Source organism: Serratia sp. DFXYC6 (assembly GCF_057196085.1).
The window spans coordinates 59192-85961 of sequence record NZ_JBXUNV010000003.1 but is presented as its reverse complement, the minus strand read 5'-3'; the positions used below and the strand labels follow the sequence as shown (position 1 = coordinate 85961).

General features: G+C 60.2%; 25 protein-coding genes and 3 tRNA genes. 12 read left to right on the top strand and 16 right to left on the bottom strand.

Features of this window, described 5'->3' with window-relative positions:
* Positions 1-6: 6 nt before the first annotated feature.
* A complete protein-coding gene (gene tsaE / locus AC2CGQ_RS16690; protein WP_015376387.1) occupies positions 7-477 on the bottom strand; it encodes a tRNA (adenosine(37)-N6)-threonylcarbamoyltransferase complex ATPase subunit type 1 TsaE in 471 nt (156 codons plus the stop codon).
* Between the two features lie 10 nt (positions 478-487).
* Positions 488-2002 carry a bifunctional ADP-dependent NAD(P)H-hydrate dehydratase/NAD(P)H-hydrate epimerase gene (nnr, locus tag AC2CGQ_RS16685; protein WP_484593770.1) on the bottom strand — a complete coding sequence of 505 codons (1515 nt, stop codon included), beginning with the start codon at positions 2000-2002 and terminating at the stop codon, positions 488-490.
* Here nnr and queG point away from each other — a divergent pair.
* The gene (gene queG / locus AC2CGQ_RS16680) at positions 2001-3140 is read left to right on the top strand and encodes a tRNA epoxyqueuosine(34) reductase QueG (protein ID WP_099982771.1); all 1140 of its coding nucleotides are present in this window, start codon (positions 2001-2003) and stop codon (positions 3138-3140) included. The genes nnr and queG overlap by 2 nt on opposite strands.
* Before the next feature lie 311 nt (positions 3141-3451).
* Here queG and AC2CGQ_RS16675 read toward each other — a convergent pair.
* The 4 genes from AC2CGQ_RS16675 to orn all read right to left on the bottom strand — a co-directional run bounded on the left by AC2CGQ_RS16675 (position 3452) and on the right by orn (position 4537).
* A tRNA-Gly gene (locus AC2CGQ_RS16675) sits at positions 3452-3527 on the bottom strand.
* Between the two features lie 54 nt (positions 3528-3581).
* A tRNA-Gly gene (locus AC2CGQ_RS16670) sits at positions 3582-3657 on the bottom strand.
* Positions 3658-3723: 66 nt separating this feature from the next.
* Positions 3724-3799: transfer RNA gene (locus AC2CGQ_RS16665), tRNA-Gly, on the bottom strand.
* Between the two features lie 192 nt (positions 3800-3991).
* Positions 3992-4537, bottom strand: coding sequence for an oligoribonuclease (gene orn, locus AC2CGQ_RS16660; RefSeq protein WP_004929689.1), 546 nt, complete (start codon positions 4535-4537; stop codon positions 3992-3994).
* A 244-nt stretch (positions 4538-4781) separates the two neighbouring features.
* Here orn and rsgA point away from each other — a divergent pair, with 244 nt between their 5' ends.
* The 3 genes from rsgA (at position 4782) to mscM (ending at position 10162) form a co-directional block, all read left to right on the top strand.
* The gene (rsgA, locus tag AC2CGQ_RS16655; protein WP_021504946.1) at positions 4782-5831 is read left to right on the top strand and encodes a small ribosomal subunit biogenesis GTPase RsgA; all 1050 of its coding nucleotides are present in this window, start codon (positions 4782-4784) and stop codon (positions 5829-5831) included.
* A 76-nt stretch (positions 5832-5907) separates the two neighbouring features.
* On the top strand, positions 5908-6801 hold the full coding sequence (gene asd / locus AC2CGQ_RS16650; RefSeq protein ID WP_015376384.1) for an archaetidylserine decarboxylase: 894 nt from the start codon (positions 5908-5910) through the stop codon (positions 6799-6801).
* A gap of 13 nt (positions 6802-6814) precedes the next feature.
* Positions 6815-10162 carry a miniconductance mechanosensitive channel MscM gene (gene mscM / locus AC2CGQ_RS16645; protein ID WP_484593769.1) on the top strand — a complete coding sequence of 1116 codons (3348 nt, stop codon included), beginning with the start codon at positions 6815-6817 and terminating at the stop codon, positions 10160-10162.
* A gap of 68 nt (positions 10163-10230) precedes the next feature.
* Here the strand turns inward: mscM and epmA are convergent, their stop codons facing one another.
* Positions 10231-11208, bottom strand: a complete 978-nt coding sequence (gene epmA / locus AC2CGQ_RS16640; protein ID WP_031300154.1) for an elongation factor P--(R)-beta-lysine ligase — start codon at positions 11206-11208, stop codon at positions 10231-10233.
* Positions 11209-11593: 385 nt separating this feature from the next.
* Between epmA and frdA the strand changes: the two genes are divergently transcribed.
* From frdA to blc, 5 genes are all read left to right on the top strand, one after another.
* The gene (gene frdA / locus AC2CGQ_RS16635) at positions 11594-13390 is read left to right on the top strand and encodes a fumarate reductase (quinol) flavoprotein subunit (protein WP_004929679.1); all 1797 of its coding nucleotides are present in this window, start codon (positions 11594-11596) and stop codon (positions 13388-13390) included.
* Entirely contained in the window at positions 13383-14117 is a 735-nt protein-coding gene (locus tag AC2CGQ_RS16630) for a succinate dehydrogenase/fumarate reductase iron-sulfur subunit (protein WP_004929676.1), read from the top strand. Before frdA ends, AC2CGQ_RS16630 begins: the two co-directional genes overlap by 8 nt.
* Positions 14118-14132: 15 nt before the next feature.
* Entirely contained in the window at positions 14133-14525 is a 393-nt protein-coding gene (frdC, locus tag AC2CGQ_RS16625; RefSeq protein ID WP_033654886.1) for a fumarate reductase subunit FrdC, read from the top strand.
* A gap of 12 nt (positions 14526-14537) precedes the next feature.
* Complete coding sequence (frdD, locus tag AC2CGQ_RS16620) at positions 14538-14897, top strand: fumarate reductase subunit FrdD (RefSeq protein WP_004929672.1); 360 nt, start codon at positions 14538-14540, stop codon at positions 14895-14897.
* An 84-nt stretch (positions 14898-14981) separates the two neighbouring features.
* Positions 14982-15515 (top strand): outer membrane lipoprotein Blc, encoded by a 534-nt coding sequence (blc, locus tag AC2CGQ_RS16615; protein ID WP_060558389.1) that lies wholly within the window; start codon positions 14982-14984, stop codon positions 15513-15515.
* On the opposite strand, the gene sugE is transcribed toward blc, so the two are convergent.
* From sugE to efp, 4 genes are all read right to left on the bottom strand, one after another.
* Positions 15509-15826, bottom strand: a complete 318-nt coding sequence (sugE, locus tag AC2CGQ_RS16610; protein WP_004929669.1) for a quaternary ammonium compound efflux SMR transporter SugE — start codon at positions 15824-15826, stop codon at positions 15509-15511. The two genes, blc and sugE, sit on opposite strands and share 7 nt — an antisense overlap.
* A gap of 192 nt (positions 15827-16018) precedes the next feature.
* Entirely contained in the window at positions 16019-16150 is a 132-nt protein-coding gene (locus AC2CGQ_RS16605) for an entericidin A/B family lipoprotein (protein ID WP_004929668.1), read from the bottom strand.
* A 120-nt stretch (positions 16151-16270) separates the two neighbouring features.
* Positions 16271-16402 (bottom strand): entericidin A/B family lipoprotein, encoded by a 132-nt coding sequence (locus AC2CGQ_RS16600; RefSeq protein ID WP_004929667.1) that lies wholly within the window; start codon positions 16400-16402, stop codon positions 16271-16273.
* Positions 16403-16472: 70 nt separating this feature from the next.
* A complete protein-coding gene (gene efp, locus AC2CGQ_RS16595) occupies positions 16473-17039 on the bottom strand; it encodes an elongation factor P (protein WP_004929666.1) in 567 nt (188 codons plus the stop codon).
* A gap of 42 nt (positions 17040-17081) precedes the next feature.
* Between efp and epmB the strand changes: the two genes are divergently transcribed.
* Positions 17082-18110 carry an EF-P beta-lysylation protein EpmB gene (gene epmB / locus AC2CGQ_RS16590; RefSeq protein WP_004929665.1) on the top strand — a complete coding sequence of 343 codons (1029 nt, stop codon included), beginning with the start codon at positions 17082-17084 and terminating at the stop codon, positions 18108-18110.
* An 88-nt stretch (positions 18111-18198) separates the two neighbouring features.
* Here the strand turns inward: epmB and AC2CGQ_RS16585 are convergent, their stop codons facing one another.
* From AC2CGQ_RS16585 to AC2CGQ_RS16565, 5 genes are all read right to left on the bottom strand, one after another.
* A complete protein-coding gene (locus tag AC2CGQ_RS16585; RefSeq protein WP_004929664.1) occupies positions 18199-18543 on the bottom strand; it encodes a DUF4156 domain-containing protein in 345 nt (114 codons plus the stop codon).
* Between the two features lie 303 nt (positions 18544-18846).
* Entirely contained in the window at positions 18847-20454 is a 1608-nt protein-coding gene (locus AC2CGQ_RS16580; RefSeq protein WP_099982768.1) for a methyl-accepting chemotaxis protein, read from the bottom strand.
* A 224-nt stretch (positions 20455-20678) separates the two neighbouring features.
* Entirely contained in the window at positions 20679-22325 is a 1647-nt protein-coding gene (groL, locus tag AC2CGQ_RS16575) for a chaperonin GroEL (protein ID WP_004929662.1), read from the bottom strand.
* A 44-nt stretch (positions 22326-22369) separates the two neighbouring features.
* Positions 22370-22663 carry a co-chaperone GroES gene (locus AC2CGQ_RS16570; protein ID WP_004929661.1) on the bottom strand — a complete coding sequence of 98 codons (294 nt, stop codon included), beginning with the start codon at positions 22661-22663 and terminating at the stop codon, positions 22370-22372.
* A 189-nt stretch (positions 22664-22852) separates the two neighbouring features.
* Complete coding sequence (locus AC2CGQ_RS16565) at positions 22853-23341, bottom strand: FxsA family protein (RefSeq protein ID WP_004929660.1); 489 nt, start codon at positions 23339-23341, stop codon at positions 22853-22855.
* 367 nt (positions 23342-23708) lie between these two features.
* On the opposite strand from AC2CGQ_RS16565, the gene aspA reads away from it, so the two are divergent.
* Positions 23709-25145, top strand: a complete 1437-nt coding sequence (gene aspA, locus AC2CGQ_RS16560) for an aspartate ammonia-lyase (protein ID WP_004929659.1) — start codon at positions 23709-23711, stop codon at positions 25143-25145.
* A 249-nt stretch (positions 25146-25394) separates the two neighbouring features.
* Positions 25395-26696: an anaerobic C4-dicarboxylate transporter gene (locus AC2CGQ_RS16555; protein ID WP_099982767.1), complete on the top strand. Its 1302-nt coding sequence runs from the start codon at positions 25395-25397 to the stop codon at positions 26694-26696.
* Positions 26697-26770: the final 74 nt, after the last annotated feature.

Here is a 26770-nt window from a genome sequence, read left to right as displayed (position 1 = left end):
GCAGCATCATCCCTGTGATCCATGAATGCGGTCTAACAGCTGGCTGCCGTAAGCAGAAATCGCCTCGATCTTCGCCTCTCGTCCCTCGCCCTGATAGCCGAGGTGCAGCGCCAGGTCCGGCTCCGGCAGCACGCCGGTGCCCTGCTGCGGCCATTCGACCAGGCAGATGGCGTCTTGCGCGAAGTAATCGCGAATGCCCATGAATTCAAGCTCTTCCGGATCGGCCAGGCGATACAGATCGAAGTGATACACCGCCAGCGGCTGCAAGGCATAGGGTTCCACCAGCGTGTAGGTCGGGCTTTTGACGTTGCCCTGATGCCCCAACGCCTGCAGGAAGCCACGGCTGAAGGTGGTTTTACCGGCGCCCAGGTCGCCGTAGAGATAGATGACGCTGGCGCGATCGCAGGCCTTGGCCAAAGTGGTGCCCAAAGCGACAGTCGCTGCCTCGTCCGGCAGAGGTAAAACGAGTTCTTTCATTCGATAAAGTCTATTTTGCCCACTCAGGGTTAACGAAATGAAGGATGTCCGGCAGTAAATCGGTCGCCAACATGCCTCTTGTTCCTTGTCTTTCCGCTACGCGATCGCCGGCCGCGCCATGCACGACGCAGCCCGCACAGGCGGCATCATACAGCGGGAGCTTTTGCGCCAGCAAACCGCCGATGATGCCCGACAGCACATCGCCCATGCCGCCGGAGGCCATGCCGGCGTTGCCGACGTCGGCGATCGCCATCTGCCCCTGCTCATCGGCGATCAGCGTACCGGCGCCTTTCAGCACCGCCACGCCGCCGTAGCGCGCCGTCAGCTTGCGCACGGCAAGTAAGCGATCACTCTCGATGTCGGCAGTGCTGCAGCTCAACAGCCGCGCCGCCTCTCCAGGATGCGGAGTCATCACGCGATTCTGCCGTTTCTCGGGATTTAATGCCAGCAAGTTCAGCGCATCGGCGTCCCACAAGGCCGGTTTATCGCTGGTTTGCAGCACGCTCAAGGCGTTTTTGCCCCACTCAGCCTGGCCCAGCCCCGGGCCAATCACCAGCACATCCGCCCATTGCATCGCCTGCCGCAGCGTCGCCTCGTCGAGCGCCTGCGCCATCAGCTCCGGCCTGGCCGCCAGCAGCGGCGCAACATGATCAATGTGAGTAAGCACTCGCACTAATCCAGCCCCGCTGCGCAGCGCCGCCTCCGCCGCCATGCGAATGGCGCCACCGAAACCGCTATCGCCGCCCACCAACAGCAGGCGGCCATGCTCGCCCTTATGCGCACAAGGACGGCGCGGATGCAGCCAGCGCGGCAACGCCTCGGCGGTAAGCCGCTGAATCTGCTCCGGTTGCTTCGCCAACCAACCCGATAAGCCTAGCGCATTCTGATGAAGTTGCCCGACCCAGTCGCGCGCCTGGCCAGTCAGCAGCCCCGGTTTGAGGCCGATGAACGTGACGGTGTGCGCGGCACGCACCACCGCGCCTGGCGCCGCGCCGCTTTCCGCCAACAAGCCGGACGGAACATCGAGCGCCACCACCGGCGCCGAATGGCGGTTGGCGGCCTCGATCAGCGCGTCGTAAGGCGCACGCGGCGCGCTGCCAAGGCCAGTGCCCAGCAGGCCGTCGATAATGAGCGAAACAGACGCCGGCCAGCGGCTGTTCGCCGGCAGAATGTCGCCGCCTGCAGCTTGCCAGGCCTCGCGAGCCACTGCGGCTTCCGGTGGCAAAGGGCGTGCGCCTTCGCAGGCGATCAGCGTCACCTGCACGCCTGCCGCCTTCGCCAGGCGCGCCACCACATAGCCGTCGCCGCCGTTGTTGCCGTGGCCACACAGCACCAGCCAGTGGTCGCGGGAGGGATACGCGTTGCGCGCCAGCGCGTAGGCCGCCTGACCGGCGCGCTGCATCAAATCGTAAAGAGAAATACCGAGCGAGGCCGCCGCCGCGGGTTCCGAGCGACGGATCCAATCCGCAGGCCAGACAGAGTGTGGTAAACTGTCAGCGTATGCTTTTTCACTGTGGCCCGTCATGACGCACCCCCTCGATCTCCATCAACTCGCCCAACATATCAAGCTATGGGGGCAATCGCTAGGATTCCAGCAGGTTGGCATCTGCGATACCGATCTGAGCCTTGAAGAGCCGAAGCTGCAGGCCTGGCTCGACAAGCAGTACCACGGCGAGATGGAATGGATGGCGCGCCACGGCATGTTGCGCGCACGCCCTCACGAACTGTTGCCGGGCACGCTGCGAGTGATCAGCGTGCGCATGAACTACCTGCCGGCCAAGGCGGCGTTCGCCAGCACCTTGCAGAATTCGCAACTGGGCTACGTCAGCCGCTACGCGCTGGGGCGTGACTATCACAAGCTGTTGCGCCAGCGCCTGAAAAAACTGGGCGATCAGATCCAGGAATACTGCGGCGAGTTGAATTTCCGCCCCTTTGTCGATTCTGCGCCGGTGATGGAGCGCGCGCTGGCCGCCAAGGCGGGCATTGGCTGGGTTGGTAAACACTCACTAATTCTCAACCGTGAAGCCGGGTCGTGGTTTTTCCTCGGCGAGTTGCTGATCGATTTGCCGCTGCCGGTGGATCAGCCGCAGGAAGAACAGTGCGGCCGCTGCGTCGCCTGCATCACCACTTGCCCGACCGGCGCCATCGTCGCCCCCTATACCGTCGACGCCCGGCGCTGCATCTCCTACCTGACCATCGAGCTGGAAGGCTCGATCCCGGAAGAATTTCGCCCGCTGCTCGGCAACCGCATCTACGGCTGCGACGACTGCCAGCTGATCTGCCCGTGGAATCGCTTTTCGCAGCTCACTGACGAAGACGATTTCAGCCCGCGCGCCGCACTGCATGCGCCGCAGCTGATCGATCTGTTCAACTGGACAGAAGAAAAATTCCTGCGCATCACCGAAGGCTCGGCGATACGCCGCATCGGCCACCTGCGCTGGTTGCGCAATATCGCCGTGGCGCTGGGCAATGCGCCTTATGAGGACGGCGTCGTGCTCGCGCTGCGCACGCGTTTGGGCCAGGACAGCATGCTGGACGAACATATCCACTGGGCGCTGGCGCAACAGCTTGCTCGCCGTGAAGCGCAGGGCATCGAGGTGCAGACGGCACAGAAAAAACGGCTGATACGGGCTGTGGAAAAAGGTTTGCCGAGGGACGCCTGACGGCGTGCGCCGCGCGGCCGCATCATCGGCATCCTTACTCTGTGGATTTGTGCATAAAAATAAAAACACGTTGTCTTTCAACTGCAACAAAAAGAGCAAGTGATCGGCATAACGTTTTGGGATAAATAAATAAGCATATAAATCAAATAGATAAATATTTAATTTGTATGACGTTGATTTTTCAGGCAGGCGAGTTTATGTGCAGAGGCTGTGGATAACTCTGTTCACAACATTTTTACCGGGCGTGTAAAACGGGACAAAAATCCGCGCCGGATAAGGCGTTGGACTTGAGTTTGAAACGAAGAGAAAATTGGAGCGGGAAACGAGACTCGAACTCGCGACCCCGACCTTGGCAAGGTCGTGCTCTACCAACTGAGCTATTCCCGCATAGAGATGCTTTCGGCATCCGGTCACCAAACACTGGCGTGACCTTTGAATTTTTGGAGCGGGAAACGAGGCTCGAACTCGCGACCTCAACCTTGGCAAGGTTGCGCTCTACCAACTGAGCTATTCCCGCGTCGCATAGGTACTGCTTGATACTGCTTTATTTATTCATCATGCCGCATCGCGACATTGTTGAATTTGGAGCGGGAAACGAGACTCGAACTCGCGACCCCGACCTTGGCAAGGTCGTGCTCTACCAACTGAGCTATTCCCGCCCGGCGTATCGATGGTGGAACGTTACGAAATTCTTCATCGGTACGGGGTGCGCATTATACGAGAAATCCTTTTTGCCGCAAGCCCCTGAAAGCAAAAAAACGCGATTTTTGTTTGATTGCCGATTAAAGCGCCAGATTGGCGAATTAAGCGGCTAAAAACGGCGTGTTTTCCCCGCAGGGGCCGCCATCGCCTTAAAGCTGAATGAAATGTTCGCGGTAATAAGCCAGTTCGGCCACCGATTCGCGGATGTCATCCAGCGCCTGATGGGTGCCCTGCTTCTTAAAGCCGCCGAGAATTTCCGGCTTCCAACGGCGCGCCAGTTCCTTCAGCGTGCTGACGTCCAGGTAGCGGTAATGGAAGTAGGCTTCCAGCTCCGGCATGTAGCGGAACAGGAAACGGCGATCCTGGCCCACGCTGTTGCCGCAGATCGGCGATTTGCCGGCCGGCACCCATTGCTGCAGGAAGGCGATGGTTTCCAGCTCGGCGGCGCGATCGTCCTGGCGGCTGGCTTTCACCCGCTCCACCAGCCCGCTGCCGGTATGGGTGCGCACGTTCCACTCGTCCATCAAGGCCAGCTGCTCGTCGGATTGGTGCACGGCGATCACCGGCCCTTCCGCCAGGATGTTCAGGTTGGCGTCGGTGACCAGCGTGGCGATCTCGATAATGCGGTCACGCTCGGGATCCAGCCCGGTCATCTCCAAATCGATCCAAATCAGGTTATTTTCGTTTCCTGTCATGATGTTTCCTGCCTAAAAGCCGAGAGAAAAACGCTGTGCGGACGAGACGACGGGCGCCGCCGGTGGCGACGCGCCGCAGCCGGCGGCTAACAACGGTTATTTAATATAAAATAGCGTGTATCATAGTCTTTTTGGTCGCCTTGGGCGACATATACCCTGACGGGTTCAAGGCTGCGCCGGGGGCAACTCCCCGCCGCGGCTGTGCATATACGTAAAGGTATAAAACCGATTCAAGTGAGGCGCAGTGAGTAAGAACAAACTGTCCAAAGGTCAGCAACGCCGCGTGCAGGCGAACCATCAGCGCCGTTTGAAGCGCGCCGATAACAAACCGGAACCGGATGATTCCCAACTGGGCGAGCCGCAGGAAGGCGTCGTCATCAGCCGTTTCGGCATGCACGCCGACGTTGAGGCGCCGGATGGCACTCAGCACCGCTGCAACATCCGCCGCACGCTGCGTTCGCTGGTCACCGGCGATCGCGTGGTGTGGCGCCCCGGCCTGGGCACCCATGAAGGGGTGAAGGGCATCGTGGAAGCGGTGCACGAGCGCACCTCGGTGCTGACGCGCCCGGACTTCTATGACGGCGTGAAGCCGATCGCCGCCAATATCAATCAGATCGTCATCGTGTCGGCGATCCTGCCCGAGCTGTCGCTGAACATCATCGACCGCTATCTGGTGGCCTGCGAAACGCTCGAAGTCGAGCCGCTGATCGTGCTCAACAAAATTGACCTGCTGGACGCCGAAGCGCGCAAGCTGGTCGACGGCATGATGGATATCTATCGCAAGATTGGCTACCGGGTGCTGGAAGTCTCCAGCCAGACGCGGGAAGGCATGGCGGAATTCGAACAGGCGCTGGCCGGGCGCATCAGCATCTTCGCCGGCCAGTCGGGGGTCGGCAAATCCAGCCTGCTGAACGCGCTGCTGCCGCCGTCTGAAGAGCAAATTCTGGTAAATCAGGTTTCCGACGTCTCGGGCCTCGGGCAACATACCACCACCGCCGCGCGGCTGTACCACTTCCAGCACGGCGGCGACGTGATCGACTCCCCCGGAGTGCGCGAGTTTGGCCTGTGGCACCTGGAGCCGGAACAAATTACCCGCGGCTTTGTCGAATTCCGTGATTATTTAGGCGGTTGCAAATTCCGCGACTGCCGCCACGATACCGATCCCGGCTGCGCTATCCGCGCGGCGATGGAGAAAGGCGATATCGCGCAAGAGCGTTTCGACAACTACCACCGCATTCTGGAAAGCATGGCGCAGGTGAAGGTTCGCAAGAACTTCACGGACGCCGCAGACTGACACTGACGGGCGGGCATTGACGACGGCGGAGCCCTCGTTACAATGCGCGCCCTTTACCCTGATTCACGAGGTTAACGTGCTGGATAGCATCAAGATTAAACTGCAATATTGGCTGCCGAAGCTGGCGCTGACCCGCCTGGCGGGCTGGGGCGCCGACAAACGTGCCGGCTGGCTGACCCAACTGGTGGTCAAAACCTTCGCCCGCTACTACCGCGTGGACATGCAGGAAGCGCAAAACCCGGACCTGGCGTCTTACGCCACCTTCAACGACTTCTTCGTGCGCCCGCTGCGCGATGGCGCGCGCCCGATCATCGCCGACGCCAACTGGCTGGCGCTGCCCGCCGATGGCGCCATCAGCCAGCTCGGCCCGATCCGCGAGGATCAAATCTTCCAGGCCAAAGGCCACCACTACAGCCTGGAAGCGCTGCTGGCCGGCAACTATCTGTTGGCCGAGCCGTTCCGCAACGGCCTGTTCGCCACCACCTACCTGGCGCCGCGCGACTATCACCGCGTCCACATGCCGTGCGCCGGCGTGCTGCGCGAAATGATCTATGTGCCGGGCGATCTGTTCTCGGTCAACCCGCTCACCGCCGCCAACGTGCCTAACCTGTTCGCACGCAACGAGCGCGTGATCTGCGTCTTCGACACCGACATCGGGCCGATGGTGCAAATCCTGGTCGGCGCCACCATCGTCGGCAGCATTGAAACCGTCTGGGCCGGCACCGTCACGCCGCCGCGCGAAGGCATTATCAAGCGCTGGACCTACCCGGCCGCTGGTGAAGAAGGCGCCATCACATTGGAAAAAGGCGCCGAGATGGGCCGTTTCAAGCTCGGCTCCACGGTGATCAACCTGTTTACCGCAGGCAGCGTGCAGTTTGCGCCGCAGCTGCATAACGGCACCGTCACCCGCATGGGTGAAGCCTTCGCCGAAATCCCGGCCGCCGCTGAAACACCACAGACCCCGATCTAAAGGAATCGACGCCGTGCGCCTTTTCATCACGCTTTTGCTCGGTTGCCTGTTGTGGCAACCGGCGCTGGCCGCCCCCGTGCCGACCGAGAGCCAGCTCAAACAGGAGCTGAAGCAGGCGGAAAGCAGCAAAAACGCGCCGAATCAGGCGGAAACCACCGAGGCGCTGCAAAGCGCCCTCAACTGGCTGACGGAGCGCAAAGAGTCGCAGACTCGCTCCGAGCAGTATCAGAGAGTGATAGACGATTTCCCGAAGATGACGCAGGAGCTGCGCCGTCAGTTGGTGCTGGAAAGCAACAAGATCCTGCCGAACGGCGACGATTTGCCGGCCGCCGAGCTGGAACAGCAGATCCTGCAAACCAGCAGCCTGCTGCTGGAACAGGCGCGCCTGCTGCAGCAAGAGCAGGATCGCACGCGGGAGATCAGCGATTCGCTCGGCCAGCTGCCGCAGCAGCAGACCGACGCTCGCCGTGCGCTGACGGAAGTGCAGCGCCGCCTGCAGGCGCAGCCTGCCAACCCGACCACGCCGTACGCGCAGGCCGCCCTGGCCCTGCTGCAGACCGAAGCGGCGGCGCGCAAAGCCAAAGTGGACGAGCTGGAGCTGGCGCAGCTGTCGGCCAACAACCGGCAGGAGCTGGCGCGCATGCGCGCCGAGGTCTATAAAAAGCGCCACGAGAAAATAGACGTGCAGCTGCAGGCGCTGCGCAACAACCTCAATGCCCAGCGCCAACGCGAAGCGGAACTGGCGCTGGAAAAAACCGAGCAGTTGGCCGAGCAGAACGGCGACTTGCCAAGAAGCATCAGCCAACAGTTGCAGATCAACCGCGAACTGTCCGCCGCGCTGAACAGCCAGGCGCAGCGCATGGATCTGATTTCGTCGCAGCAGCGGCAGGCGGCGGCACAGACGCTGCAGGTGCGCCAGGCGCTGAGCACCATCATCGAACAGGCCCAGTGGCTCGGCTCGTCGTCGGCGCTGGGGGAAACCCTGCGCGCCCAGGTGGCGACGCTGCCGGAAATGCCCAAGCCGCAACAGCTGGACGGCGACATGGCCCAGCTGCGCGTGCAGCGCCTGCAGTTTGAAAATCAGTTGGAAAAGCTGTCGCAGCGCGAATTCAAGCGCGACGACGGCAGCGCGCTGACCAGCCAGGAGCAGCGCATCGTCGATGCCCAGCTGCGCACCCAGCGCGAGCTGCTCAACTCGCTGCTGTCCGGTTGCGACACCCAAATCCTCGAGCTGACCAAGCTGAAGGTGGCCAACACCCAACTGATCGAAGCGTTGAACGAAATTCGCGACGCCACCCACCGCTATCTGTTCTGGGTGCCGGACGTCAATCCGATCAACTTCTCTTATCCGCTCAACGTGGCACACGATCTAACGCGCGTCCTGTCGTTGGACACGTTGTCGCAGCTCGGCGGCGCCTTCATGATGATGGTGACCAGCCGCGAAACGCTGATCCCGATCTTCGGCGCCCTGCTGCTGGTGATTTTCAGCATCAGTTCACGCAAGCACTATCACGCCTTCCTCGAGCGCGCCAGCAGCCGCGTCGGCAAGGTGACGCAGGACGAATTCTTCCTCACGGTGCGCACCGTGTTCTGGTCGATTCTGGTGGCGATGCCGCTGCCGGTGCTGTGGGCCGCGCTCGGTTACGGCCTGCAGAGCGCCTGGAACTACCCGGTGGCAGAAGCGATCGGCAAAGGGGTGACCGCCACGCTGCCGATCCTGTGGATCTGCATGATCTGCGCCGCCTTCGCCCACCCGCAGGGGCTGTTCATCGTGCACTTCCGCTGGCCGACGAAGCAGGTTTCGCGCGCCATGCGCTACTACAAGATGTCGATCTGGCTGATCGTGCCGCTGATCATGGCGCTGATCACCTTCGATAGCCTGAAAGAACGCGAGTTCGCCAACACCCTGGGACGGCTGTGCTTTATCCTGCTGTGTCTGGCGCTGGCGCTGGTCACCCACAGCCTGAAACGCGCCGGCATTCCGCTGTATCTGGATAAAAACGGCTCCGGCGACAACATGCTCAACAGCGCCTTCTGGGGGCTGCTGCTGTCGGCGCCGCTGCTGGCGGCGCTGGCCTCGACCGTCGGTTACCTCACCACCGCGCAGGCGCTGTTGGCGCGCCTGGAGACCTCGGTGGCGATCTGGTTCCTGTTGCTGGTCATCTACCACATCATCCGCCGCTGGATGCTGATCCAACGGCGGCGCATCGCCTTCGATCGCGCCAAACAGCGCCGCGCCGACATCCTGGCCCAGCGCGCCCGCGGCGAAGACGAAACCTCGCACACCCCGAACAGCACCGAAGGCGCCATCGATCCGGACGATTCGGACTTCGATCTGGACACCATCAGCGCCCAGTCGCTGCGGCTGGTGCGGTCGATCCTGACGCTGATCGCGCTGGTGTCGGTGATCGTGCTGTGGTCCGAGATCCACTCCGCGTTCGCCTTCCTGGAAAACATCTCGCTGTGGGACGTGACTTCGACGGTCAACGGCGTAGAGACCGCCCATCCGATCACCCTCGGCGCGGTTCTGATCGCTATTCTGGTGCTGATCATCACCATGCAGCTGGTGCGCAACCTGCCGGCGCTGCTGGAGCTGGCGGTGCTGCAGCACTTGGATCTGTCGCCGGGCACCGGCTACGCCATCACCACCATCACCAAGTACTTGCTGCTGCTGTTCGGCGCGGTGCTCAGCTTCGCCTGGATCGGCATCGAATGGTCAAAACTGCAGTGGGTGGTTACCGCGCTCAGTCTGGGGTTGGGCTTCGGCATGCAGGAGATCTTCTCTAACTTCATCTCCGGCCTGATCATCCTGTTCGAGAAACCGATCCGCATCGGCGACACCGTGACGATCCGCAACCTGACCGGCACCGTCACCAAGATCAATACCCGCGCCACCACCATCTCGGACTGGGACCGCAAAGAGATCATCGTGCCGAACAAAGCGTTCATCACCGAACAGTTCGTCAACTGGTCGCTGTCGGACACCCTGACCCGTGTGGTGCTGACCGTACCGGCGCCGGGCGAAGCCAACAGCGAGGAGGTGACCAAAATCCTGATGAACGCCGCCGAACGCTGCTCGCTGGTGCTGGATAATCCGGCGCCGGAGGTTTACCTGGTCGATCTGCAACAGGGCATCCAGATCTTCGAGATGCGTATTTACGCCGCCGAGATGGGCCACCGCATGCCGCTGCGCCACGAGATCCACCAACTGATCCTGGCGGGCTATCGCGAGCACGGCATCACGCTGCCGTACCCGCCGTTCCAGGTGCGCACCGAGACGCTGTCGCGGTTGACCAACAACGGCCGTACGCCGCCGTCTACGCCGGCGCCGAACACCAAACGCGACGCCGGGGGGTTGTAAGCGCTTCTCGCGATAAAAAAAGGGCCGGCATTTGCCGACCCTTTTTGCTTTTTTCACCGCCTGAAACGTCAGGCGATCCCGACCGGGAAGGCTAATACGTCGCTCAGGCTCTCGGCGCCCAGCGCCAGCATCACCAGACGATCCACGCCCAGCGCCACGCCGGAACATTCCGGCATGCCGTGCTGCAACGCCGCCAACAGGTGATAGTCGATCGGCTGCTGCGGCAGACCGCGCTCCGCGCGTTTGCGGTTGTCCTGCTCGAAGCGCTGCTGTTGTTCACGGCCGTCGGTCAGCTCGCGGAAACCGTTCGCCAGTTCGATGCCCTTGAAGTACACCTCGAAACGCTCCGCCACGCGGTGGTCTTCGGTGCTGATCTCCGCCAACGCCGCCTGGCTGGCCGGGAAGTGGTAAACGAACGCCGGCTTTTCACGGCCGATATGCGGTTCCACGCCCACGGTGAACAGCAGCTGCAGCAGCGTATCGCGATCTTCTTCGGTATCGGCGATGTTGCTCAGATCGAGTTTGGCCGCCGCTTCGCGCAGCTGCGTCTTCTCCGCCGACAGCGGATCGATGTCCAGATGGCGCAGGAACGCCTGCTGATAAGACAGGGTCTCCGCGCTCTCGCAGTCCAGCACCTGTTGCAGCAGATCGTCCACCTCATTCATCAGGCGGTACATGTCGTAGTGCGGACGGTACCACTCCAGCATGGTGAATTCCGGGTTGTGATGCCGCCCGGCTTCTTCATTGCGGAAGCTGCGCCCCATTTGGTAGATCGGGCCGCTGCCCGCCGCCAGCAGGCGCTTCATGTGATATTCCGGGCTGGTCATCATGTATAGCGTCAGGCCCTCTGCCGCCCCCGGCCCGACGAAACGCGTCTCGAACGGGAACAGGTGAACGTCGGTGACCGTCGCCTGGCTCATGGTGGGCGTCTCAACTTCCAGCACGCCACGATCGGCGAAGAAACGCCGGATCTCAGCCAGAATCGCTGCGCGTTTCAACAAATTGGCGATGGGTGCACTAGGCTGCCAGCTTGCCGTTTCGCTCATGGTAATTAACTCCGAAATCAAACAGGGGATGCAGTCTACTCGCATCCTTGCAGCCAAACAAATTCTTCACGATGCGCAACCGGTCATAACGCCAATTTCCGATAAATAGGCGGCAAAAGCGCGTTAAAAAGGGTAAAGCACGCCGAACGCGCGAAAAGGCAGGCAAGCCTGTTGGGCAAGCGTTAATCGACAAAACAATCGATCACATCAAATTTCGACTACTTAACTTTAGGTATAGTTAATTCCCCATTATTGGTGGGAGATATCTATCCTTAACCTTTAAGCAACATTAATCGGTTCAATTAGTTAGCACCCGAAGAGTTCGCTAAATTTTAAGCATAGATATTTAACTTGCCGTTCTTAACAAGAACATTGGAGGAATGCAGTGCAAACCTTTAACGCCGATCTTGCCATTATTGGGGCCGGGGGCGCTGGTTTACGTGCAGCAATAGCCGCAGCGGAAGCCAATCCCCAACTGAAAATCGCGCTGATCTCGAAGGTCTACCCGATGCGCAGCCACACGGTCGCCGCCGAGGGGGGCTCCGCCGCCGTCACTCAGGATCACGATACCTTCGACTACCACTTCCACGACACCGTCGCCGGCGGCGACTGGCTGTGCGAGCAGGACGTGGTCGATCACTTCGTGCATCAGTGCCCGCGCGAGATGACCCAGCTCGAACAATGGGGCTGCCCGTGGAGCCGCAAACCGGACGGTTCGGTCAACGTGCGGCGTTTCGGCGGCATGAAGATCGAACGCACCTGGTTCGCCGCCGACAAGACCGGCTTCCACATGCTGCACACCCTGTTCCAGACCTCGCTGAAATACCCGCAAATTCAACGCTTCGACGAGCACTTCGTACTGGATATCCTGGTGGATGACGGCCAGGCGCGCGGCCTGGTGGCGCTCAACATGATGGAAGGCACCCGCGTGCAGATCCGCGCCAACGCGGTGGTGATGGCCACCGGCGGCGCCGGGCGCGTTTACCGCTACAACACCAACGGCGGCATCGTCACCGGCGACGGCATGGGCATGGCGTTCCACCACGGCGTACCGCTGCGCGACATGGAGTTCGTGCAGTACCACCCAACCGGCCTGCCCGGTTCCGGCATCCTGATGACCGAGGGCTGCCGCGGCGAAGGCGGCATTCTGGTGAACAAAGACGGCTACCGCTACCTGCAAGACTACGGCATGGGCCCGGAAACCCCGCTGGGCGAGCCGAAGAACAAATACATGGAGCTGGGCCCACGCGACAAAGTGTCCCAGGCCTTCTGGCACGAATGGCGCGCCGGCCGCACCATCGCCACCCCACGCGGCGACGTGGTCTACCTCGATCTGCGCCACCTGGGCGAGAAAAAGCTGCTGGAACGGTTGCCGTTCATCTGCGAACTGGCCAAGGCCTATGTCGGCGTCGATCCGGTGAAAGATCCGATCCCAGTGCGCCCAACCGCGCACTACACCATGGGCGGCATTGAAACCGACCAGAACTGCGAAACCCGCATCAAGGGGCTGTTCGCGGTCGGCGAATGTTCCTCCGTCGGCCTGCACGGCGCCAACCGTCTCGGCTCCAACTCGCTGGCGGAACTGGTGGTATTCGGCCGCGTCGCCGGTGAGCACGCGGCGCGCCGCGCGCTGGAAACCGCGCCAGCCAACGGCGCCGCGCTGGATGCGCAAACACGCGACGTCGAAACCCGCCTGAGCAACCTGATGAAGCAGGAAGGCAACGAAAACTGGGCGAAGATCCGCGACGAAATGGGGCTGTCGATGGAAGAAGGTTGCGGCATCTACCGCACGCCGGAGCTGATGCAAAAAACCATCGATAAGCTGGCCGAGCTGAAAGAGCGCTTCAAACGCGTCAAAATCACCGACAACTCCAGCGTGTTCAATACCGATCTGCTGTACACCATCGAGCTGGGCTACGGCCTGGACGTCGCCGAATGCATGGCGCACTCCGCATTTAACCGCAAAGAGTCGCGCGGCGCCCACCAGCGCCTGGACGAAGGCTGCACCGAGCGTGACGACGTCAACTTCCTCAAGCATACGCTGGCGTTCCACAACCCGCAGGGCGCACCGCGTCTCGAATACAGCGACGTGAAAATCACCAAGCTGCCGCCGGCCAAACGCGTCTACGGCGCAGAAGCCGAAGCGCAGGAGAAAAAGAATAAGGAGCAGGCAAATGGCTGAGATGCAAACCCTGAAGATCGACGTCATGCGCTATAACCCGGAAAGTGACGCCGAGCCGCATTTCGTCACTTACGCCGTGCCTTATGATGAACAGACCTCGCTGCTCGATGCGCTGGGCTACATCAAGGATAACCTGGCGCCGGATCTCTCCTACCGCTGGTCGTGCCGCATGGCGATCTGCGGCTCCTGCGGCATGATGGTCAACCGCGTGCCGAAGCTGGCGTGCAAAACCTTCCTGCGCGACTACGTCGGCGGCATGAAGGTCGAAGCGCTGGGCAACTTCCCGATCGAGCGCGATCTGGTGGTGGACATGACCCACTTCATCGAAAGCCTGGAGGCGATCAAACCGTACATCATCGGCAACGATCGCAAACCGGAGGATGGCCCGAACGTGCAGACCCCGGCGCAGATGGCCAAGTACCACCAGTTCTCCGGCTGCATCAACTGCGGCCTGTGCTACGCCGCGTGCCCGCAGTTCGGCCTCAACCCCGAGTTTATCGGCCCGGCGGCGATCACGCTGGCGCACCGCTATAACCTGGACAACCGCGACCACGGCAAGAAACAGCGCATGCCGCAGCTCAACGGCCAAAACGGCGTCTGGAGCTGCACCTTCGTCGGCTATTGCTCTGAAGTCTGCCCGAAACACGTCGATCCCGCCGCCGCCATCCAGCAGGGCAAGGTGGAGAGCGCCAAAGACTTCATGATCGCCATGCTGAAGCCGCAATAAGGGAGAAAAATTGCCATGACAACTCAACGTAAGCCCTATGTGCGCACCATGACGCCCACCTGGTGGCAAAAGCTCGGCTTCTACCGTTTCTACATGCTGCGCGAAGGCACCTCGGTGCTGGCGGTGTGGTTCAGCATCGTGCTGCTCTACGGCGTGTTCGCGCTGAAGGGCGGCGCCGAGAGCTGGGCCAGCTTCGTCGGTTTCTTGCAGAATCCGCTGGTGCTGTTGATCAACGTCGTCGCCCTGCTGGCGGCGGCGCTGCATACCAAAACCTGGTTCGATCTGGCGCCGAAGGCCGCCAATATCGTGGTCAACAGCGAGAAAATGGGGCCGGGCCCCATCGTGAAAGGGCTGTGGGCCGTCACCATCGTCGTCAGCGTGGTCATCCTGGCCGTGGCCCTGATCTAATCCGGAGGAAACATGATAAATCAAGCACCTAAACGCTCCGACGAGCCGGTTTTCTGGGGATTGTTCGGCGCCGGCGGCATGTGGGGCGCGATCGTCGCGCCGGCCATCGTACTGCTGGTCGGCATTCTGCTGCCGCTGGGGCTGTTCCCCGGTGAGGCGCTGGGTTACGAGCGCGTGCTGGCGTTCTGCCAGAGCCTGATCGGCCGCCTGTTCCTGCTGCTGATGATCATTCTGCCGCTGTGGTGCGGCCTGCACCGCATCCACCATGCGATGCACGATCTGAAGATCCACGTGCCGGCCGGCAAGTGGGTGTTCTACGGTTTGGCGGCGATCCTTAGCGTCGTCACCGTCATCGGCGTCGTCACGCTGTAAACCGCTCAGGCGGCCAACGCCCGTTGGCCGCCCTTTTCTCATCGGCTACACTGTCTACTCGCCCCCGGTAAACAGGAGTCACCGATGCGTTTATGGTCAAAGCTTAGCGTCATGCTTTCCGCCCTGCTCTCCGTCGCTTGCAGCGTCTCCCCGCCTAAAGACATCAAGGTCGTGACCCCTTTCGACAGCCAGCGCTATCTCGGCACCTGGTATGAGATTGCACGTCTGGATCATCGCTTTGAACGCGGTTTGCAGCAGGTGACCGCCCACTACAGCCCGCGCGCCGACGGCGGACTGAAAGTCATCAATCGCGGCTTCAATCCGCAGAAACAGCAATGGCAAGAAAGCGAAGGCAAAGCCTACTTTATCGGTTCACCGCAGATCGCGGCGCTGAAAGTGTCGTTCTTCGGCCCCTTCTATGGCGGCTACAACGTGATTGCCCTGGACCCGGACTACCGCTACGCGCTGGTTTGCGGCCCGAACCGCGACTATCTGTGGATCCTGTCGCGCACGCCGACGCTTGACGCCGCCGTGCGCGACCGTTTATTGCAGACAGCCAAAGGCTACGGTTTCGCCACCGACAAGCTGATCTGGGTGCAGCAGTCCGCCGATCAGTGACTGCTGAACTTCAACCCGAGGATGCCGACCACGATCAGGCACAGGCTGATGATGCGCGCGATATTGGTCGATTCCCCCAACAGCACCATGCCCATGATGGCCGCGCCCACCGCGCCGATGCCGGTCCACACCGCGTAGGCGGTGCCGGCGGGCAGCGTTTTCATGGCATTGGCCAACAGCAACATGCTGACCACCATCGCGGCGATGGTGATAATGCTCGGCGTCAGCCGGGTAAAACCGTGGGTGTATTTCAGACCGATAGCCCAAACCACTTCGAGCAAACCGGCGATAAGCAGAATAATCCAGGCCATGAGACGGCCTCCCTACCACTGGGGTCGTCCCCGATAAAATGACGCGTAAACGGGTCGTCCCGTTCAGCGAGGTGATGCATGACGGGTAACCTCACCCGCACTGCGGCAGGATAGCAGCAGCGTTAACGCTCAGGCAAGGGATAGAAATGTGGCGGCTCTCCGCAGCCGGAACGCCGCCGGGTGGAATGCGGATTATTCCGCGCTGCGCTGAATAGCCTTGCCGCCGGCCTGAATGTCTTCACCCACACCGCGGGTGGTATTGCAGGCGGTCAGCGAGCTCAAAATCATCAAAGAGAAGATCGCGATAATACTTTTCTTCAGCATAAGAAAGTCCTTATTTGTCGTTGATGAAAAAGTACGGCTTTCTAAGCGTAGTCAAAATTGACGGAGGGTGTGGGATCGTGACCGGCTTTGTGGCGCAAATACATCGGGTTAAAGGCGGGATCAGCTGGCCGTGCGGGAGATGGCGCCGCCGAGATGCTGAACGTCTTCGCCGAAACCGCGAAACGTATTGCAACTGCTGAGGGAGAAAAGGAACAACAGGGAGAGCACGGCCAACAGCGTTTTCTTGAACATGCGGATTTTCTGCCAACGAACGAGGATGGGATAAAACAGAGGAACCGCGGGGGTTCCTCTGTTTTGAAACTTACTTAACGCGAGAGACGTATTCGCCAGAGCGAGTGTCAACTTTGATCACTTCGCCGATCTGGACGAACAACGGCACTTTTACTACGGCGCCGGTGCTCAGGGTCGCCGGCTTGCCGCCAGTCCCTGCGGTATCGCCTTTCAGGCCAGGATCGGTATCGGTGATTTCCGCTTCGATGAAGTTCGGCGGCTGAACGGCGATTGGACGGCCATCCCACAGGGTGATGATGCACTCTGCGTTATCCTGCAGCCATTTGGCCGCGTCGCCGACGGTTTTGCCGTCAACCTGATGCTGTTCGAAAGACTCAGGGTGCATGAAGTGGTAGAACTCACCGTCGCTGTACAGGTAGTTCATGTTGGTGTCCATCACGTCTGCGCCTTCGCAAGAATCGGTAGACTTGAAGGTTTTTTCCACGCGGGTGCCGGTCAGCAGACGGCGCATTTTCACGCGTGCAAACGCCTGGCCTTTGCCCGGCTTAACGAACTCACTGGCTTCGACGGCGTAAGGTTCGCCCTCGAACATGATTTTAAGACCCGGACGGAAATCGTTGCTAGAATAAGTCGCCATGATGGCCCTCTGAATATTTGAACTGGTAGCTTAGCCAAAAAAATGGCACACATTATAACCCAAAGTACGGCACATAGAGAAGATTGGTTGCATCAACTCGCCGATGTTATTACCGATCCCGATGAATTACTGCAGCTTTTGTCACTGAATACGCACCCGGAACTGCCGCAGGGGCGCGATGCCCGCCGGCTGTTTGCCCTGCGCGTGCCGCGCGCCTTCGCTGCGCGCATGCGCCCCGGCGATGCCAACGACCCGTTGCTGCGCCAGGTTCTGACCGCCAGAGAGGAGTTCATCAACGCCCCAGGGTTCACCACCGATCCGCTCGATGAGCAGCGCAGCGTGGTGCCGGGCCTGCTGCACAAATACCGCAATCGCGCACTGCTGCTGGTCAAAGGCGGCTGTGCGGTCAACTGCCGTTACTGCTTCCGCCGCCACTTCCCCTATCAGGATAATCAGGGCAACAAGAACAACTGGCGGCAGGCGCTGGATTATATCCGCCAACACCCGGAACTCGACGAGATCATTTTTTCCGGCGGCGATCCGCTGATGGCCAAAGACAGCGAGCTGGAGTGGCTGGTCGGCGAACTGGAGACCATCCCGCACCTGAAACGCCTGCGCATTCACACCCGTCTGCCGGTGGTGATCCCGGCGCGCATTACGCCGGCGCTGTGCCGCCTGCTGTCGGCCTCGCGCCTGCAGGTGCTGATGGTCACGCATATCAACCACGCCAACGAAATCGACCGCGAGCTGCAGAGCGCCATGGCTCAGCTGCGCCTCGCCGGCGTCACGCTGCTCAATCAAAGCGTGCTGCTGCGCGACGTCAACGATGACGCCGATACGCTGGCCGCGCTCAGCAACGCGCTGTTCGACGCAGGCATCCTGCCCTACTACATTCACGTGCTGGACAAGGTGCAGGGCGCGGCGCACTTCATGGTCAGCGACGATGAAGCGCGCGTCATCATGCAGGCGCTGCTGAGCAAGGTGTCCGGTTATCTGGTGCCGCGCCTGACGCGTGAAGTGGGCGGCGAACCGAGCAAAACACCGATCGACCTGCGCCTGATGCAGGAGTGATGCGCGCCACATGGCCTGATGGAACGAAAAGAGGAATGCCGTGGCATTCCTCTTTTTTTATCTCTGTGCGGCGTTTGGCCTCAGCGCCTTACGGGCACTTGTAAACCTGGCCGACCATTTTGCTGTCCAGCGGCGCGAAGCTGGAGAGCAGGTTCTGGCTTGGGCTGTTGGCGCCGTAGATCACGTTGCCGCCCATTGCCGCCGCCTTGTTGCGCAGATCGTTGGCCGCACCGCGCATGGAGCTGCCCTCACCGCCGTTGCCGGACAGCCAGTTGCTCTGGGTGCCGGTCACTTCCCCCAGCAGCTGGCATTCCGCCGCCGGCTTGCTGTCGGTGAACTTGATCTGCTGACCCGCAGCGGTCAGTTCATGAGTGGTGCTGCAACCCGCCAGCAGCACCGCTGCCGAAAGACCCAGTAAGGCTTTAATCCGCATCTTGTTCCCCATTCGATGTTGAGAATTACGCAAAATCTTCTACCCGTCGCCTTTCAAGCTGTAGCGTTGTTGACTGCACTCGCTCACCCCAGTTACTTACTCAAGTAAGCGCCTGGGGACTCACGAGCTGGCCGCCTAGCTACAACTTGAAATTCATAGGGTATATCAGAAAGCGATGCCATCTCTTAAGCATCCGTTGCCGCGCGAGCGGGCCAACGTCTTGAGCGACAGCTGATGACTAACCAGTTTACCAGCTAAATCGCCCCGGGCGGCAAAAATATCATCAAATACAGAGCGGCGGCATTATACCCAGCCGGCACCGGCCGCCGAAGCCGACGCTTCCGGCTCTCCCGCCAGTTGGAATACCGCCACCGCCTGCGCCAGCAGGGCCGCCTGCTCCTCCACGCCGACGGCGGTGGTCGCCACCTCTTCCACCAGCGCGGCATTCTGCTGGGTTACCTGATCCATCTGGGTCACCGCCACCCCGACCTGCTCAACGCCCTTGCTTTGCTCTTGCGACGCGTACGAGATGTTATCCATCAGCGACGTCACCTGGTTCACCGAGCCGACGATGGCATTCATCGTCTCGCCCGCCTGTTCCACCAGCCGCACGCCGGCGGCGATATCGCCGGTGACGCCGTCGACCAGGCTGCTGATCTCCTTGGCCGAAGTCGCGCAGCGCTGCGCCAGGTTGCGCACTTCGCCGGCCACCACCGCAAAACCCCGCCCCTGCTCCCCGGCGCGCGCGGCCTCGACGGCGGCGTTCAGCGCCAGAATGTTGGTCTGGAAGGCGATGCCGTCGATCACGCTGGTAATATCCCCCACCTGACGCGCGCTGTCGTTGATCGCCCGCATCTTGTCGACCGCGCTGGCCATCAGCGTTTCGCCGTTGCGGGCAATGCCGGCGGTCTGATTGACCATCCCGGCGGCCTGGTTGGCGTTATCGGCGTTTTGCCGCACCGTGGCGGTGATCTGTTCCATGCTGGCGGCGGTTTCCGTCAGCGCGCTGGCCTGTTCTTCTGTGCGGCTGGAGAGATCGGCGTTGCCGACGGCGATCTCATGCGTGCCGTGGTTGATCGACTCCACGCCGTCACGCACCTGCTGCACGGTGGCGCTCAGCTCCTGCTGCATCGCCTGCAGGCTGGCGAACAGCATGCCAATCTCATCGTTGCTGCGCGCCACGATCTTGCTGCGCAGATCGCCGCGCCCAACCTTTTGCAAATGTTCGGCAATCTGGCGCAGCGGCAGGATCAGGCGCCGGCGGAAATCACGCTGTACGGCGACCAGCAGCAGCAGGATCGCCGCCAGGGTGCCGCTCAGCAGGCGGGCGAACACTTTCTGAGTCTGCTCCGCCTCCTCCACCGCCAGACGGTGGGCGGCCACCGTGGCCCGCATGTAGTCGGCAAACTGGCCGTCCAACCGTTGGCGCACCTGACGCTTCTCGGCCGCCATGGCGTGCAGCCGTTCAATCAACGATGCCTGCGGCGTCTCGGCCAGCAGCGTCAACTCTTGCTTCAGCACTCTCTGCTGCGCCAGGTAGACCTTTTTCATCGCCTCGCCCAGCTCCGGGCGCGATACCGTCAGGCCCGGCGTATCCCAGAACAGATTGAAAGCGACATCGGCGCCGCGCAGCTCGCCGCGCGCCTCATCAATGCCCTGCTGAATATCGGCTCTGCTGGTCTGCGCCATACGCTCGAACGCCAGGTTGTCGATCAGCGTCTGCGTTTGCAGCAAGGAACGCCAGCTGCGGTTCAGCGCCGCTTCCTCGTCGGAGAAAGTGCTCATCCTGCCGATGCTGTTGCCGTTTTGCTGCATGAAATAGAAGGCGATGGCGCCGGTTCCCATGGGCATCAAGCCCAGCAGCAACAGCATCAACATCAGCCAGGTGGCTATTTTCATATTTTTCAGCATAAGTCGTCTCCGTTGACAGTCACCCCGGCGGGGGAAAATTCCCCGCCCGGTAGGGGCTATATCGGTACGAAACGACAACGGTTTAGGGTAAAAGCAAAATAATGCAATAATTCATTCAGTGAACTAATAACGCGCTAAACAAACATTCTTTTTATTGATTTTTAAGATAAAAAAACCCCGGTCGTTTGACCGGGGTTCTCAGCACACAAGCGTGTGGGGGATGATTACATCATGCCGCCCATACCGCCCATGCCACCCATGCCGCCTGCTGCGCCCAGATCCGGTGCGTCAGCCTTCGGCAGGTCGGTGACCATGCATTCGGTGGTGATCATCAGGCCAGCCACAGAAGCCGCGTACTGCAGAGCAGAACGGGTCACTTTGGTTGGATCCAGGATACCCATCGCGATCATGTCGCCGTATTCTTCAGAGTAAGCGTTGTAGCCGTAGCTGCCTTCGCCCGCTTTCACCTGGTTGGCGATAACGGAAGCTTCTTCACCGGCGTTAACCACGATCTGACGCAGAGGGGCTTCCATTGCGCGCAGCGCAACTTTGATACCCACGTTCTGGTCTTCGTTGTCGCCTTTCAGCGCGGCGATTTTGCCTGCAACGCGGATCAGCGCGACGCCGCCGCCGGCAACCACGCCTTCTTCCACTGCAGCGCGGGTGGCGTGCAGGGCGTCTTCAACGCGGGCTTTCTTCTCTTTCATTTCAACTTCAGTCGCTGCGCCAACCTTGATAACGGCAACGCCGCCGGCCAGTTTCGCTACGCGCTCCTGCAGTTTTTCACGATCGTAGTCAGAGGTCGCTTCTTCGATCTGCTGACGGATCTGAGCAACGCGGCCCTGGATGGTTGCTTCGTCGCCCACGCCATCGATGATGATGGTGGTGTCTTTGTTGATGACAACGCGTTTCGCCTGACCCAGGTCTTCCAGGGTGGCTTTTTCCAGCTCCAGACCGATCTCTTCAGAGATAACGGTACCGGCAGTCAGGGTCGCGATGTCCTGCAGCATGGCTTTACGACGGTCGCCGAAGCCAGGCGCCTTAACGGCAGCCACTTTCACGATGCCGCGCATGGTGTTGACCACCAGGGTCGCCAGCGCTTCACCTTCAACGTCTTCAGCGATGATCAGCAGCGGTTTGCCTGCTTTGGCAACGGCTTCCAGCACCGGCAGCATTTCGCGGATGTTGGAGATCTTCTTGTCAGCCAGCAGGATGAACGGGCTTTCCAGCTCAACAGAACCGGTTTCCGGCTTGTTGATGAAGTATGGGGACAGGTAACCGCGGTCGAACTGCATACCTTCAACCACGTCCAGCTCGTCTTGCAGGCCGGTGCCTTCTTCAACGGTGATAACGCCTTCTTTGCCCACTTTCTCCATCGCTTCCGCGATCAGTTTACCCACGGTTTCGTCGGAGTTGGCGGAGATGGTGCCCACCTGAGCGATAGCTTTGGAATCGGAGCAAGGTACGGACAGTTTTTTCAGTTCTTCAACCGCAGCGACAACCGCTTTGTCGATGCCGCGCTTCAGATCCATCGGGTTCATGCCGGCAGCAACCGCTTTCAGGCCTTCGGTGATGATGGATTGAGCCAGTACGGTTGCCGTGGTGGTGCCGTCGCCCGCCGCGTCGTTCGCTTTGGAGGCCACTTCTTTCACCATCTGTGCGCCCATGTTCTCGAACTTGTCTTCCAGCTCGATTTCACGCGCAACGGAAACGCCGTCTTTGGTGATGGTCGGTGCGCCGAAAGATTTATCCAGCACTACGTTGCGGCCTTTCGGGCCCAGGGTCACTTTTACTGCATCAGCGAGAACATTCACGCCGCGGAGCATTTTCACGCGAGCGTCATTGCCGAATTTTACGTCTTTAGCTGCCATTGGTATTTCCCTTCAACTCGTTCAGTTCAGAAGATAAAGCGCAATTACGCTTCAACAATTGCCAGAATGTCGCTTTCGGACATGATCAACACTTCTTCATTGTCGATCTTCTCTGCTTTCACGCCGTAGCCGTCGTTGAAAATCACGATATCGCCAACTTTCACATCCAGCGGTTGGATGTTGCCGTTTTCCAGCACACGCCCTTTACCCACTGCAACCACTTCACCGCGAGTGGATTTACCCGCAGCAGAGCCAGTCAGGACGATGCCGCCAGCAGATTTTGATTCAACTTCTTTGCGCTTGACGATAACGCGGTCATGCAATGGACGAATACTCATTGAACGCTCTCCTGTAAGAAGGTCTCTATCAGATTTAGGGTTGTACACCGGATGGTTGTTATTACCGGCCTCGTGGCATTTGAGATGGGGGCGTTCCAGCCCCCTTCAAGGGGGCTAACGAAAAAAATTTCGCATTTTTGGTTCGGCGAGTGCCGCAGAGATGAAAAACGCGGCCTGGGCCGCGTTTGCTTAACGATCGTGAGGTTTGCGATCCTCGTCCGGGCGGTGTTCCAGCACCGGGCGCTCGTCGTCCTTACGCTGGAATTCGCCGTCAAAGGTGTTGCCGTTGGCGGCGTCGCCGCCCGTCCAACCGCCGGGGCGATACACCGACAGATGCGGCATCAGCTTCAGCGTCAGCGATTTTTGCACCGGCGGCAGCAGCAGCAGCAGGCCGAGGAAGTCGGTGAAGAAGCCCGGAATCAGCAGCAGGAAGCCCGCCAGCACCAGCGAAACGCTTTTCACCATTTCCGCCGCCGGGCTTTCGCCGGCCGCCAGTTTTTGCTGCATCTGCACGAAGGTTTTCATGCCCTGATTGCGCACCAGCGAAATGCCGACGCAGGAGCTGAACACCACCAGCAACAGGGTGACAGCCACGCCGAGCACGGCGGCGACTTTGATAAAGATGGATATTTCTATGTAAGCCAGCAGAAATATCAGCAGTAGCGGTAACCAGCGCACCTGGTTCTCCTATCGGTAGGTAAAGCGCGGCCGCCACGGGGCGACGGCGCGAAAAAAGAGGCCGTAAACGGCCGACACCATTACAATGAGGGCATCCCCCCACCATTTCAACCGAGAGCCGGTTTTTATTGCTAAAGTTCACAAACGTGAAAGAAGTCACAGAACCGGAAAAGGGCATATCCTTAAACACCATAAGGTGATCTGGATTCAGTCATTTCTTATCAACCAGCATATGATCTGGGCAGCAACGGGCGATTTGGTTAATCGTTTCACGCCCCAAGCCTTCGGCAATATTAATTTAGGCTGTGCCCTTTAGCCTTGACCTGACAAATTATTAATTCGGCAGCAACACATAGAGAAGGTTCTCATGTCAAACAACATTCGTATCGAAGAAGACCTGTTAGGAACACGTGAAGTCCCCGCAGACGCTTACTACGGAGTTCACACTCTGCGTGCGATTGAAAACTTCTACATCAGCAACAGCAAAATCAGCGATGTTCCCGAGTTCGTTCGCGGCATGGTGATGGTGAAAAAGGCCGCGGCGATGGCCAACAAAGAACTCAAAACCATTCCGCGCAAAATCGCCGACGTGATCATCCAGGCCTGCGACGAGGTGCTGGATAAAGGCAAGTGCATGGATCAGTTCCCGGTGGACGTATTCCAGGGCGGCGCGGGCACCTCGCTGAACATGAACACCAACGAAGTGCTGGCGAACATTGGCCTGGAGCTGATGGGCCACCAAAAAGGCGAATACCAGTACCTGAACCCGAACGATCACCTCAATAAGTGTCAGTCCACCAACGACGCCTACCCGACCGGGTTCCGCATCGCGGTGTACGCCTCCAACCAGAAACTGATCGACGCCATCAACCAGCTGCGCGAAGGCTTCGATCGCAAGGCGAAAGAGTTCGAAACCATCCTGAAAATGGGCCGCACCCAGCTGCAGGACGCGGTGCCGATGACCCTCGGCCAGGAATTCCACGCCTTCAGCGTGCTGCTGAACGAAGAGACCCGCAACCTGCACCGCACCGCGGAGCTGCTGCTGGAAGTGAACCTGGGCGCCACCGCCATCGGCACCGCGCTCAACACCCCGGAAGGCTACCAGCCGCTGGCGGTGCAAAAACTGGCGGAAGTCAGCGGCCTGCCGGTGGTGCCAGCGGAAGACCTGATCGAAGCCACCTCCGACTGCGGCGCCTACGTGATGGTGCACAGCGCGCTCAAACGCCTGGCGGTGAAACTGTCCAAAATCTGTAACGACCTGCGCCTGCTCTCCTCCGGCCCGCGCGCCGGCCTGAACGAAATCAACCTGCCGGAGCTGCAGGCGGGATCGTCCATCATGCCGGCCAAAGTGAACCCGGTGGTGCCGGAAGTGGTCAATCAGGTGTGTTTCAAGGTGATTGGCAACGACACTTGCGTTACCATGGCGGCCGAAGCGGGCCAGCTGCAGTTGAACGTGATGGAGCCGGTGATCGGCCAGGCGATGTTCGAGTCGATCCACATCCTGACCAACGCCTGCTACAACCTGCTGGAAAAATGCATTAACGGCATCACCGCGAATAAAGAAGTCTGCGAACACTACGTCTTCAACTCGATCGGTATCGTCACCTATCTGAACCCGTTCATCGGCCACCACAACGGTGACATCGTCGGGAAGATCTGCGCCGAAACCGGCAAGAGCGTGCGCGAAGTGGTGCTGGAACGCGGCCTGCTGACCGAAGCCGAGCTGGATGACATCTTCTCCGTGGAGAACCTGATGCACCCGGCCTATAAAGCCAAACGCTATACGGATGAAAATGAACAATAACAGACCTACCCGGTAGCCCTGAAAGGCACGCTAAATCCTCTGGATAGCGTGCCTTTTTACTTTTCGGCGCCCACAAAATTTTAACGTTTTATTTTCAATTTACACCCTAAATCATTGGGACTGCATCAAGGCGGCAAGAGCGCAAGTCCCCAGGAGCTTACTCTAGTAAGTGACTGGGGTGAGTGCTCGCAGCCAACACCGATGCAGTTTCAAGGATGACGGGAAATCTCATTTTAAGGAGTAAACACTATGCTAGCCGTAGAATTGGTTATCGTTCTGCTGGCCATCTTTTTAGGGGCCAGGTTGGGCGGTATCGGTATCGGGTTCGCGGGGGGGTTGGGCGTTCTGGTCCTGGCGCTGATCGGCGTCAAGCCGGGCAGCATCCCTTTCGACGTGATTTCCATCATCATGGCGGTGATCGCGGCGATCTCCGCGATGCAGGTCGCCGGGGGGATGGACTACCTGGTGCAGCAGACCGAAAAGCTGCTGCGCAAGAACCCCAAACATATCACCATTCTCGCCCCTATCGTCACCTACTTCCTGACCATCTTCGCCGGCACCGGCAACATCTCGCTCTCGGCGCTGCCAGTGATCGCCGAAGTGGCGAAAGAACAGGGCATCAAGCCTTGCCGGCCGCTGTCGACCGCCGTGGTCTCCGCCCAGATCGCCATCACCGCCTCGCCGATTTCCGCCGCGGTGGTGTACATGTCTTCGGTGATGGAAGGCCACGGCGTCAGCTACCTGCACCTGCTGATGGTGGTGATCCCGTCCACCTTCTGCGCCGTGCTGGTGATGTCGCTGCTGGTGACCTGGCTGTTCGACTCCAGGCTGTCTAACGATCCGGTCTACCTGAAACGCCTGGAAGAAGGCCTGATCACCCTGCGCGGCAACAACGCGCTGGCGATCAAACCGCGCGCCAAAGCCTCGGTGCTGCTGTTCCTGCTGGGCGTGCTGTGCGTGGTCGCCTACGCCATCATCAACAGCCCGGGCCTGGGCCTGGTGGCCAAGCCGCTGATGAACACCACCAACGCCATCCTGATCATCATGCTGAGCGTCGCCACGCTGACCACCCTGCTGTGCCGCGTCGACACCGACATGGTGCTGAACTCCAGCACCTTCAAGGCCGGCATGAGCGCCTGTATCTGTATCCTCGGCGTCGCCTGGCTGGGCGATACTTTCGTGCAGGCCAACATCGACTGGATCAAAGAGACGGCCGGCAGCGTCATTCAGGCGCACCCGTGGCTGCTGGCGGTGATCTTCTTCTTCTGCTCGGCGCTGCTGTACTCGCAGGCCGCCACCGCCAAGGCGCTGATGCCGATGGCGCTGGCGCTGAACGTGTCGCCGCTGACCGCCGTCGCCTCCTTCGCCGCCGTTTCCGGCCTGTTCATCCTGCCGACCTACCCGACACTGGTCGCCGCGGTGCAGATGGACGATACCGGCACCACGCGCATCGGCCGCTTCGTGTTCAACCATCCGTTCTTCATTCCCGGCACCATGGGCGTGATCTTCGCGGTGGTATTCGGCTTCCTGCTCGGCAGCGTCATGCTGTAATGCTTTGACCGGGGCTGCGGCCCCGGTTTTCCTTCTGGCGATAAACTCGCCTTCTAGCCAATCCGCCTTCAGGG

What these genes read in the sequence shown, in the direction of transcription:
- tsaE (WP_015376387.1), bottom strand. Translation starts at nt 477, where the DNA reads ATGAAAGAACTCGTTTTACCTCTGCCGGACGAGGCAGCGACTGTCGCT.
- queG (WP_099982771.1), top strand. Translation starts at nt 2,001, where the DNA reads ATGACGCACCCCCTCGATCTCCATCAACTCGCCCAACATATCAAGCTA.
- nnr (WP_484593770.1), bottom strand. Translation starts at nt 2,002, where the DNA reads ATGACGGGCCACAGTGAAAAAGCATACGCTGACAGTTTACCACACTCT.
- orn (WP_004929689.1), bottom strand. Translation starts at nt 4,537, where the DNA reads ATGACAGGAAACGAAAATAACCTGATTTGGATCGATTTGGAGATGACC.
- epmA (WP_031300154.1), bottom strand. Translation starts at nt 11,208, where the DNA reads ATGAGCGAAACGGCAAGCTGGCAGCCTAGTGCACCCATCGCCAATTTG.
- AC2CGQ_RS16630 (WP_004929676.1), top strand. Translation starts at nt 13,383, where the DNA reads ATGGCTGAGATGCAAACCCTGAAGATCGACGTCATGCGCTATAACCCG.
- frdC (WP_033654886.1), top strand. Translation starts at nt 14,133, where the DNA reads ATGACAACTCAACGTAAGCCCTATGTGCGCACCATGACGCCCACCTGG.
- frdD (WP_004929672.1), top strand. Translation starts at nt 14,538, where the DNA reads ATGATAAATCAAGCACCTAAACGCTCCGACGAGCCGGTTTTCTGGGGA.
- blc (WP_060558389.1), top strand. Translation starts at nt 14,982, where the DNA reads ATGCGTTTATGGTCAAAGCTTAGCGTCATGCTTTCCGCCCTGCTCTCC.
- sugE (WP_004929669.1), bottom strand. Translation starts at nt 15,826, where the DNA reads ATGGCCTGGATTATTCTGCTTATCGCCGGTTTGCTCGAAGTGGTTTGG.
- AC2CGQ_RS16605 (WP_004929668.1), bottom strand. Translation starts at nt 16,150, where the DNA reads ATGCTGAAGAAAAGTATTATCGCGATCTTCTCTTTGATGATTTTGAGC.
- AC2CGQ_RS16600 (WP_004929667.1), bottom strand. Translation starts at nt 16,402, where the DNA reads ATGTTCAAGAAAACGCTGTTGGCCGTGCTCTCCCTGTTGTTCCTTTTC.
- efp (WP_004929666.1), bottom strand. Translation starts at nt 17,039, where the DNA reads ATGGCGACTTATTCTAGCAACGATTTCCGTCCGGGTCTTAAAATCATG.
- epmB (WP_004929665.1), top strand. Translation starts at nt 17,082, where the DNA reads ATGGCACACATTATAACCCAAAGTACGGCACATAGAGAAGATTGGTTG.
- AC2CGQ_RS16585 (WP_004929664.1), bottom strand. Translation starts at nt 18,543, where the DNA reads ATGCGGATTAAAGCCTTACTGGGTCTTTCGGCAGCGGTGCTGCTGGCG.
- AC2CGQ_RS16580 (WP_099982768.1), bottom strand. Translation starts at nt 20,454, where the DNA reads ATGCTGAAAAATATGAAAATAGCCACCTGGCTGATGTTGATGCTGTTG.
- groL (WP_004929662.1), bottom strand. Translation starts at nt 22,325, where the DNA reads ATGGCAGCTAAAGACGTAAAATTCGGCAATGACGCTCGCGTGAAAATG.
- AC2CGQ_RS16570 (WP_004929661.1), bottom strand. Translation starts at nt 22,663, where the DNA reads ATGAGTATTCGTCCATTGCATGACCGCGTTATCGTCAAGCGCAAAGAA.
- aspA (WP_004929659.1), top strand. Translation starts at nt 23,709, where the DNA reads ATGTCAAACAACATTCGTATCGAAGAAGACCTGTTAGGAACACGTGAA.
- AC2CGQ_RS16555 (WP_099982767.1), top strand. Translation starts at nt 25,395, where the DNA reads ATGCTAGCCGTAGAATTGGTTATCGTTCTGCTGGCCATCTTTTTAGGG.